This is a genomic window from Candidatus Rokuibacteriota bacterium (genome assembly GCA_016188005.1).
Lineage (GTDB): Bacteria > Methylomirabilota > Methylomirabilia > Rokubacteriales > CSP1-6 > UBA12499.
This window is the reverse complement of sequence record JACPIQ010000115.1, coordinates 39458-48237: the sequence shown is the minus strand read 5'-3', so window position 1 is coordinate 48237 and position 8780 is coordinate 39458. Positions and strand designations below refer to the sequence as shown.

Annotated in this window: 8 protein-coding genes and 1 pseudogene; 6 read left to right on the top strand and 3 right to left on the bottom strand. The window is 67.8% G+C overall.

Going from position 1 to position 8780, the window contains the following annotated elements:
- Window positions 1-442 (top strand): SDR family oxidoreductase (locus HYV93_22360; protein MBI2528713.1); only part of this gene is annotated, 442 nt, incomplete at its 5' end.
- 10 nt (window positions 443-452) lie between these two features.
- Here the strand turns inward: HYV93_22360 and HYV93_22355 are convergent.
- The 3 genes and pseudogenes from HYV93_22355 to HYV93_22345 form a co-directional block, all read right to left on the bottom strand.
- Window positions 453-647, bottom strand: a pseudogene (locus HYV93_22355) (hypothetical protein).
- A gap of 171 nt (window positions 648-818) precedes the next feature.
- A complete protein-coding gene (locus tag HYV93_22350; protein ID MBI2528712.1) occupies window positions 819-1190 on the bottom strand; it encodes a DUF5615 family PIN-like protein in 372 nt (123 codons plus the stop codon).
- A complete protein-coding gene (locus tag HYV93_22345) occupies window positions 1187-1411 on the bottom strand; it encodes a DUF433 domain-containing protein (protein MBI2528711.1) in 225 nt (74 codons plus the stop codon). The genes HYV93_22350 and HYV93_22345 overlap by 4 nt, the downstream gene beginning before the upstream one ends.
- Before the next feature lie 858 nt (window positions 1412-2269).
- On the opposite strand from HYV93_22345, the gene HYV93_22340 reads away from it, so the two are divergent.
- From HYV93_22340 to HYV93_22320, 5 genes are read left to right on the top strand one after another with little or no spacing between them, the layout of a single operon-like run.
- On the top strand, window positions 2270-3904 hold the full coding sequence (locus HYV93_22340) for an SAM-dependent DNA methyltransferase (protein MBI2528710.1): 1635 nt from the start codon (window positions 2270-2272) through the stop codon (window positions 3902-3904).
- Entirely contained in the window at window positions 3894-5204 is a 1311-nt protein-coding gene (locus HYV93_22335; protein MBI2528709.1) for a restriction endonuclease subunit S, read from the top strand. The genes HYV93_22340 and HYV93_22335 overlap by 11 nt, the downstream gene beginning before the upstream one ends.
- Window positions 5197-5457, top strand: coding sequence for a DUF4160 domain-containing protein (locus HYV93_22330; GenBank protein ID MBI2528708.1), 261 nt, complete (start codon window positions 5197-5199; stop codon window positions 5455-5457). Before HYV93_22335 ends, HYV93_22330 begins: the two co-directional genes overlap by 8 nt.
- 3 nt (window positions 5458-5460) lie before the next feature.
- A complete protein-coding gene (locus HYV93_22325; GenBank protein MBI2528707.1) occupies window positions 5461-5730 on the top strand; it encodes a DUF2442 domain-containing protein in 270 nt (89 codons plus the stop codon).
- 11 nt (window positions 5731-5741) lie between these two features.
- Window positions 5742-8777, top strand: coding sequence for a type I restriction endonuclease subunit R (locus HYV93_22320; GenBank protein MBI2528706.1), 3036 nt, complete (start codon window positions 5742-5744; stop codon window positions 8775-8777).
- Window positions 8778-8780: the final 3 nt, after the last annotated feature.

Below are 8780 nucleotides of genomic sequence, written 5' to 3'. Positions count from 1 at the left end.
GGAGTGGCAGCACTGGCTCGGCACCAACCTGCACGGCGTCCTCAACGGCTGCCGCGCCGCGCTGCCGGGGATGATCGCCCGCAAGTACGGCCGCATCGTCACCGTCATCTCCGATGCCGGCCGCGTGGGGGAGCCGCATCTGGTGGTCTACTCGGGGGCCAAGGCGGGGGCGGCCGGGACCATGCGGGGGCTGGCCAAGGCCGTGGGGCGCTTCGGCATCACCGCCAACTGCGTGGCGCTGGCGGCCACGCGGACGCCGGGCGTGGCGCCGGCCACCGCCGACCCGGAGGCCGTCAAGCGGATGCTCCAGTTCTACGTCATCCGGCGCATGGGCGAGCCCTCGGACGCGGCCAACATGATCCTCTTCCTCGCCTCGGACGCCGCCTCCTGGATCACGGGGCAGACCTACCCCGTCAATGGCGGCTACTCCTTCGCGGTGTAGGCGGCGCACGTCAGCGCCGCAGATCCTGCAGGAATTCCGACGCCGGGTTGACGCCGGTCACCAGGAGGTGATCGCGCGCGCGGGTACACGCCACGTACAGCAGATGACGCTCGGTGTCGTACACCTCCTCGAGGTCGCCTTCGTCCGTGACGGCCTCGATTCGCGCCTGCAGCGGCACCACCTCGTCGTCGCATGCCATGACGGCCTTCTGCTCGTCGCCCGTGAGCCGCGCGAGGCTGTCCGTGAAGGTGTCGGCGATGCGGAACTCCATGGTGGTGCCGCTCACGTCACCCGGAACCCGTGGATCAACGCCGGCTCTGTCGGGCCCGGGGCGCCCGGGCTCGTCGAGGGCGGAACGCATTCAATCGTTTCGCCATCACCTTCTCCGGATAGGAAGCACACGGACGCGCGAGGCCAGATCGTCGATGCTCACGATGGCGCCATTGTCCCGCGCGGTGCGGTGCTCTCGAAGCACCCGCACGACGTCCGAGCCGACGGCGTCGGGCAGGACGTCCTGGGTCCTGACCTGAATCACGCTCGGGCCAAGGGCCTCGGTGGAGGTGAGGAGGGCGGAGAAGCCGAGATCATGGGTGACCACGACGAAGCCACGATCGCGCGCCCACGCCATGATCACGGCGTCGGTGGCGCTGGGCTCGCCGGTGGCGCTCCCGTGAACGGCCTCGAACCCGTTCTCCCCCAGGAACCTGACCCACGTGGGCGACAGGTTCATGTCGAGGAGGAGCTTCATGGAAGGGGCAGTTCGACTTCCTCAGTGCGCCAGGCGGCGTACGAGAGCGCCGCGCGAATGTCGTCGGCCTCCAAGTAGGGATAGGCCTGCAGGATCTCCTCGTGAGTCCGCCCGGCGGCGAGGAGTCCCACGATGGTGCCGACGGTCACCCGCATTCCCCGAATGCACGGCCGCCCGCCCATCACCGCAGGGTCACGCGTGATCCGCTGAAGGAGATCCATGGGCGAAGTATACCTGCTATCGGCCTGGCCCGTCCCGCTCATGCCACCCGGAACAAGCCAACGCTGCGTTACGCATCGCCACCCGAGGAGCGCCCGATGAATCCGGCCATCCGACTCGATCCGGCAGATCCCGGTGAGCTCGGCGAAGGCCCAGCGGCCCAGCGTGAGTCGGCAGACTGTAGGTCCTCGTCGCGGCGGGTGCAAGGATGGGCCTGCCTCGATCTGGAGATGACGCCCCCCCGGGGAGGCTGCCACGAGGGCGCGGTCGGGCCCGCCTCCCCGGGGGCGACACTCGGGTAGCGCCGTCGCCACGCGCCAATCGAAGACGGGCGAGCTGTGCTACGGTGTGCTGCATGCGATACGGCCGTGGCAATGTGGGGGTGCGCGAACTGCGCCAGCACCTCAGCGTCCATCTCCGGCGCGTCAAGGCGGGAGCCAGCCTCGACGTCAGAGAGCGCGGCCGCCGCGTCGCCGTCCTCGCCCCGCCGGCGAAGGCGCGACGGTGCTCGACCGGCTGATCGCCGCGGGACGGGCCACGCCGGCCCGGGGGGACCTCCTCGATCTCGGCCCGCCCCGCGGCCGCCGGCCCTCCCGCAAGGCGAGCCGCGCCCTGGCCAGGCTTCGCGACGGGCGTCGCCCGTGAGGCCCGTGTATCTCGACTCCTCGACGCTGGGGAAGCTCGTCACCACCGAGCCCGAGTCCACCGCGCTGGCCGCCTCCTCGCGAGGTCACCCATAGACCCTGGGCTTGACGTCCCATGGGCCGCCAGGGCACCATCAGGCCCGGTGAAGACCAGGCGCACGCTCCCCCTCGCTCCCCCGCCCGGCGCTCGCAGAGCGCCACGCGCATAGGGCCACCATGCCGGCCAGGCCCGCGAGGCGCGGAAGGAAGACCGGCAAGCCCAGGCACACAGGCAACGGCCACGCCGACCTCATCCGCCAACTCTGGGAGGCCGCCGTCACCCTGCGCGGCTCCATCGAGCCGGCGGACTACAAGCGCTACGTCCTGCCGATCATCTTCCTGCGCTTCCTCTCCCTTCGGTACGAGCGCCGCCGCCATGAGCTGGAGCGGCTGGTCAAGGCGCCCGGCTCCGAGTACTACACGAAGAGCCCGAAGCAGGCCGCCGCCATCCTGGAGGACGCGGACGAGTACCGGGCGGTCGGCGCCTTCATCGTCCCGAAGGCTGCGCGCTGGGAGGAGATCGTCAAGCACGCCCAGGCCGATGACATCAAGGTGCGGCTGGACAGCGCGCTGGAGACCCTCGAGAAGGCCTACCCCGACAAGCTCCGGGGCTTGCTGCCGCGGACCTATGCCGGCTCGAACCTCGGGCGCGAGAGCGTCACGGGACTCATCAACCTCTTCTCCCGTGACGTCTTCAGGGAAGACCACGGCGGCACCGACCTGATCGGCCTCGTCTACGAGTACTTCATCGGGGAGTTCGCCAACTCCGAGGGCAAGCGCGGCGGCGAGTACTTCACGCCGGTGAGCATCGTCCGCGTGCTGGTGAACATGCTGGCGCCGGAGCAGGGGACCGTGTTCGACCCCTGCTGCGGCTCCGGCGGCATGTTCGTGCAGTCCGATCTCTTCACCCGCCATAGCCAGCGCCTGTCCTTCGTGGGCCAGGAGTCCAAGGACTTCACCTATCGCCTTTGCCGGATGAACCTCTTCATCCACGGGCTGGACGGCAACATCCAGCTGGGCAACTCCTACTTCGACGACCGCCACGCCACGCTCAAGGCCGACTACGTTCTTGCCAATCCCCCCTTCAATGACGGTGCCAAGAGCGAGGGCGGGTGGGGGGCCGACCGGATCCCCGACAAGGACCCCCGCTTCGTCGTCGGCGGCCAGCGCGTGCCGCTGTCCCCCCGCAACGCCAACACCATGTGGATCCTCCACTTCCTTCACCACCTCAAGGCCGGGGGCACCGCGGGCTTCGTCATGGCCACCGGCGAGTTGGGCAACGGCGAGATTGCCCGGTTCGAGGTGCGGAAGACCCTAGTCGAGCAGGGCTACGTGGACTGCATCGTCCAGCTCACCGGCCAGCTCTTCGCGAACACGCAGATCCCCTGCTCGTTATGGTTTCTCGCGAGGAATCGGCACGGCCAGCGCGGGTACCGGGCGCGCGAGGGCGAGATCCTCTTCATCGACGGGCGCAAGCTGGGTGCCCTCATCCCCGGCTCCCGTAAGCAGAAGCAGCTCTGCGACGATGAGGTCCACCGCATCGCCTCGGTGTACCGCGCCTACTGCAGCGAGGGCCGGCCGCCGGACGTGCCCGGGTTCTGCAAGGTCGCCACGTTTGATGACGTCCGCGGCCAAAACTACGCACTCATGCCGGGGCGCTACGTGGGCGCCGAGGACGGTCCCGACGACGACGAGCCCTTCGAGGAGAAGTTCCCCCGCCTGGTGAAGCAGCTGGAGGAACAGTTCGCGCGATCGGGCGAGCTCGAGGCTGCAATCCGTGCCCAGCTGCAGGAGGTTCTCCGTGGTTCCTGAGTGGCCCCGGGGTTGGTTGCTGCAATCCATCGAAAGCAGCACGGCTGCTGTAATCGACTATCGGGGCAAGAGCCCGCGAAAGGCCCCCTCCGGGATTCCGCTCGTCACCGCGAAGATCGTGAAGGACGGGCGCATACTCGAGCCGCAGGAGTTCATCCCGCACGAGGACTACGAGCGTTGGATGACGCGCGGGCTCCCCGAGCTTGGCGATGTGGTGTTGACCACCGAGGCACCGCTGGGAGAGGTCGCGCAGCTCGGCCCAGGCCGGGTTGCTCTGGCCCAGCGGATCATCGTCCTCCGGGGACGGCGGGATTCTCTCGATAGCACGTATCTAAAGCTCGCGTTGCGGTCAGATTTCGTCCAGGAGCAGCTACATGCGCGGGCGACGGGCACGACAGTTATGGGAATCAGCCAGGCTTCTCTGCGCCAGGTCGTGCTGCCGGTACCTCCTCTTGAGGAACAGCGTGCGATTGCCCGAATCCTTGGCGCGTTGGAGAACAAGATCGAGCTGAATCGCCAGATAAACCGGACACTGGAGGCGATGGCGCAGGCGCTCTTCAAGTCATGGTTCGTGGACTTCGACCCGGTCACCGCCAAGACTGCGGGCCGCCAGCCCCTCGGCATGATAAAGACCACGGCAAACCTGTTCCCGGATCGCTTTGCCGACTCCGGGGAGGGACCACTCCCGGTCGGGTGGCGCCTTGGAGTCCTGGCTGACATCGCTGGCATCAATGTCCGTCAGATCTCTGACAGCTCGCCGTCCGCGTCGATCCGATATGTCGATATCTCCTCCGTGTCGCCTGGCCGAATCGACAGCCTGGCGCACTATGCTTGGGCAAACGCACCAAGCCGGGCGCGCCGTCTCGTTCGCCACGGCGACACCATCTGGTCATGCGTTCGACCGAATCGGCGGTCATACTGCTTCATCCGCAATCCAGCCCACGACACGGTCGTTTCGACTGGCTTCGCGGTGCTTACTCCGCGGTCCGGTGCGGGCGCGTTTCTCTACATGAGTGCGACGACGGATGAATTCGTCGAGTACCTGACGAGCCACGCTGAGGGCAGTGCCTATCCTGCGGTGCGTCCCGACTCCTTTGCGCGCGGCAGGGTGGTCCATCCGTCGGAGCCTATCGTCAGGGCCTTCGAGGAGATGGTGGACCCGCTCCTCGAACTTGCCTGGAGGAACAACGAGGAGTCGAGGGCACTGACTGCGCTCCGCGACACCCTCCTCCCCAAGCTGCTCAGCGGCGAGATCCGGGTGCGCGAGGCGGAGAAGCTGGTGGAGCGGGCGGGTGCCTGAGATCTGCCGCTTCTTCGGCATCGTGATCACGATGTTCTACAATGACCACAACCCGCCGCACTTCCACGCTCGATACGGCGGGCAACGGGCGCTCGTGGCAATCGATTCGCTGACGGTGCTGGAGGGGCGGCTGTCGCCGCGGGTGCTGGGGCTGGTCACTGAATGGGCAGCCCTCCACCAGGAGGATCTGCGGGACGACTGGCGCCTGGCCCGGCAGCAAGCGCCGCTGCAGGCCATCGCGCCGCTGGAGTAGGCCATGCTTGTGGACGTGGTGGAAGCTCGGCTCCTGGGCGGCTATCGGGTGCATCTCCGCTTCGAGGACGGAGTCGAGGCGGACCTGGACCTCGGCCAGGTGATTCGCTTCGAGGGGGTGTTTGCGCCCCTTCGGGATCCGGAACGCTTCGCCGAGCTGCGGGTCCATCCCGAACTGGGCACGATCTGCTGGCCGGGGGGAGCCGACCTCGACCCCGACGTGCTCTACGCGCGCGCCACCGGCAAGCCCATCGACGTGAGCCAGCCCGGATAGCTCGCCAGACCGTGGCGCACCGGGGCAGCGAGACTGAGTTTGAGCTTGCCACGATCGAGCGCCTGGAGCGCCTCGGGTATCGTCACATCCACGGTAGCGAGTTGGACCGCCCTCTCGAGGAAGTTGTTCTCCGCGATCGCCTGAAGGCCTTCCTCGCCCGGCAGTACCCGGATCTCCCTCGTGCGGCGACCGAAGAGGCGCTCAATCGCCTCTCCCGTCCCGAGGGAGTGGACACCCTGCGCCGGAACATGGCCTTCCACGAAGCCCTCACGCGCGGCATCGAGGTGCGGGTCGAGGGGCCCGGTGGTCGCGTGGAGCACCGGCACGTGTACGCCGTCAACTGGGATCACCCAGAAGGCAACGAGTTCCTGGTCGTCAACCAGTTCTCGGTACGCGGTCGGAACGACCGCCGTCCCGACGTGGTGGTCTTCGTCAACGGGCTGCCGCTCGCGGCGTTCGAGCTGAAGAACCCCTGGGATCCCCACCCCACCGTGGAGAACGCCCTCAACCAGCTCGCCCACTATCGCCACGACATCCCCCAGCTCTTCGAATTCAACGCCGTGACGGTGGTCTCTGACGGCGTCACGACGCTCCACGGGACGTGGGACGCCCCGCCAGAATGGTTCTCGCCGTGGAGGTCCATCGACGGCGAGCAGGTGGAGCCGGGCACGACCGCAAGCATGAAGACGCTCATCGAGGGGCTGTTCCGGAAGGACCGGTTCCTCGACTACATTCGCCACTTCATCCTCTTCGAGGTGGCCAACGAGAAGGTCGCCAAGAAGGGGGCGAAGTATCATCAGTACTTCGCGGTCTGCATCGCCGCGGACAAGGCCGCGGAGGCCTCGCGGGCCGACGCCGACCGCCGTATCGGGGTCATCTGGCACACCACGGGGTCGGGAAAGTCCCTGTCCATGGTCTTCCTGGTCGGCATCCTGCGCCGCCGGCTGGCGAATCCGACGTTCGTCATCGAGGTCGACCGGGCCGATCTCGACGACCAGCTCCATGACCAGTTCGTCTACGCCCGGGCGCTGGTGGGGGGCGTGAAGCACGCCGACTCGGTGGACGAGCTGCGGGAGCTGCTGCGAACCGAGGGCGGAGAGATCATCTTCACGACGATCGAGAAGTTCCGCCTCAAGCGCGACAGTGAAGGAGCCACCGAGGTGGAGCATCCGGTGCTCTCGACGCGGTCGGACATCATCCTGATCGCCGACGAGGCACACCGCAGCCAGTACGGCTTCCTCAAGGGCTACGCGCGCTACCTGGCCGAGGCGCTGCCCCATGCCCGGCGCATCGGGTTCACGGGCACGCCCATCAGCTTCAGCGGGGCGGACACCGTCGAGGTCTTCGGCGACCTGATCCACACCTACGACATCAAGCAGTCGCAGGAGGACCGGGCGACCGTACCCATCTACTACGCGCCGCGCCAGGTGCGCCTGCATCTCACTCACGCCGATGTGGATGCGGCGCTCCAGGAGATCACCGCCTGGCAGAAGGTCACGGACCTCGAGCGGCGCAAGAGCCGGTGGGCCGCGCTTGCCCAGGCGGCGGGCGCCAGGGAGCGGGTGGACGAGATCGCAGGGGACCTCCTCGCGCATTTCCGGGAGCGCACGGCCACGCTCGACGGCAAGGCGCTGGTGGTCTGCATGACGCGGGAGAACTGCGTGCGCCTGTACAATGCCTTGACCGCCCTGCCGGGCTGCCCCGAGGTGAAGGTCGTGATGACCGGCAATCTCGGCGAGGACCCCGTCGAGTGGAGCCAGGCCGGCCACATCACCACCAAGCCGCAGCGCGAGGCGATCAAGGCCCGGATGGTGGATCCCGACGACCCGCTCAAGATCGCCATCGTGTGTGACATGTGGCTGACGGGTACCGATATCCCGTGTCTGCACACCCTGTACCTCGACAAGCCCATGCGCGGGCACACGATCATCCAGGCCATCTCGCGCGTGAACCGTGTCTTCCGCGACAAGCCCCATGGCCTGATCGTGGACTACATCGGGATCGCCGACGAGTTGCGGGAGGCGACAGGGAAGTACTCACAGGGCGGGGGGCGGGGCGAGCCAGCCCCCGGCGTGTCCGAGGAGGCCAGGCCCCTGTTCCTCCAAGCCCTGGCCGCCGTGCGGGAGATGCTCCCAGAGGGCTACGACTACGGCGCCTGGCGGCGCCTGTCGCCGGCCGATCTCGAGGACCGATACGCGCTGGTCTTCGGGCACCTCACGGACTCAGACGAGCGTCGGGACGCCTTCCTCCAGGCCGAGCTGCGCCTCTCCCACGCGTACCTACTCGTCAAGCACCTCGACGAGTGCCGGCCCCATGCCGACGAGGTGATCTTCTACCAACGAGTGCGCAAGGAGCTGGGCAAGACGCTGCCGGGCGCCAAGCCCGGACAGGAGCTCGAGCGCGCCGTCCGCGACCTCGTGGACGACAGCGTGGAATCGCAGGGGATGGTGGACATCTTCAAGATCGCCGGCATCGCGCGCGCGGACATCTCCATCCTCGACGACGCCTTCCTCCAGACCTTCAAGGACCGGCCGCTGGCCGATCTCCGGCTCCGGCTGCTCACGAAGCTCGTATCCGACGAGATCCAGGCGCGCCAGCCGCGGAACCTGGCTCAGGCGCAGAGCTTCAAGGAGCTGCTCGAACAGACGCTGCAGCGTTACCACAACCGGCTCATTGACGCGGCCGCCGTCATCAAGGCCATGCTCGAGATCCGCCTGGAGATGTCCCGTGCCGACGAGCGGGCGGCCCAGCTCGGTTTGGAGGCGGACGAGTTGGCGTTCTACGATGCCGTGGCTGCCCAGCGGGAGGCCGCCTACGGGGTCGAGGTCTTGCGCGATCTCATCCACGAGGTGGTCCAGGTCATCAAGCGCACCCTCAAGGTCGACTGGACGGAGCCCCACCGCGACGACGTCAAGGCCGCGGTGCGGGGCGCGGTGCGCAGGGTCCTGCGCGCCCGCGATGTGAAGGCCGAGGACTTCGAGCCGTTCCTGGCGGCTGTGATGGCCCAAGCCGAGGCCCTCTACACCGACTGGCCGCTGGCCGCGTAGGCC

Coding starts and splice junctions, on each gene's coding strand:
- HYV93_22350 (MBI2528712.1), bottom strand. CDS start 1,190: ATGAAGCTCCTCCTCGACATGAACCTGTCGCCCACGTGGGTCAGGTTC.
- HYV93_22345 (MBI2528711.1), bottom strand. CDS start 1,411: ATGGATCTCCTTCAGCGGATCACGCGTGACCCTGCGGTGATGGGCGGG.
- HYV93_22340 (MBI2528710.1), top strand. CDS start 2,270: ATGCCGGCCAGGCCCGCGAGGCGCGGAAGGAAGACCGGCAAGCCCAGG.
- HYV93_22325 (MBI2528707.1), top strand. CDS start 5,461: ATGCTTGTGGACGTGGTGGAAGCTCGGCTCCTGGGCGGCTATCGGGTG.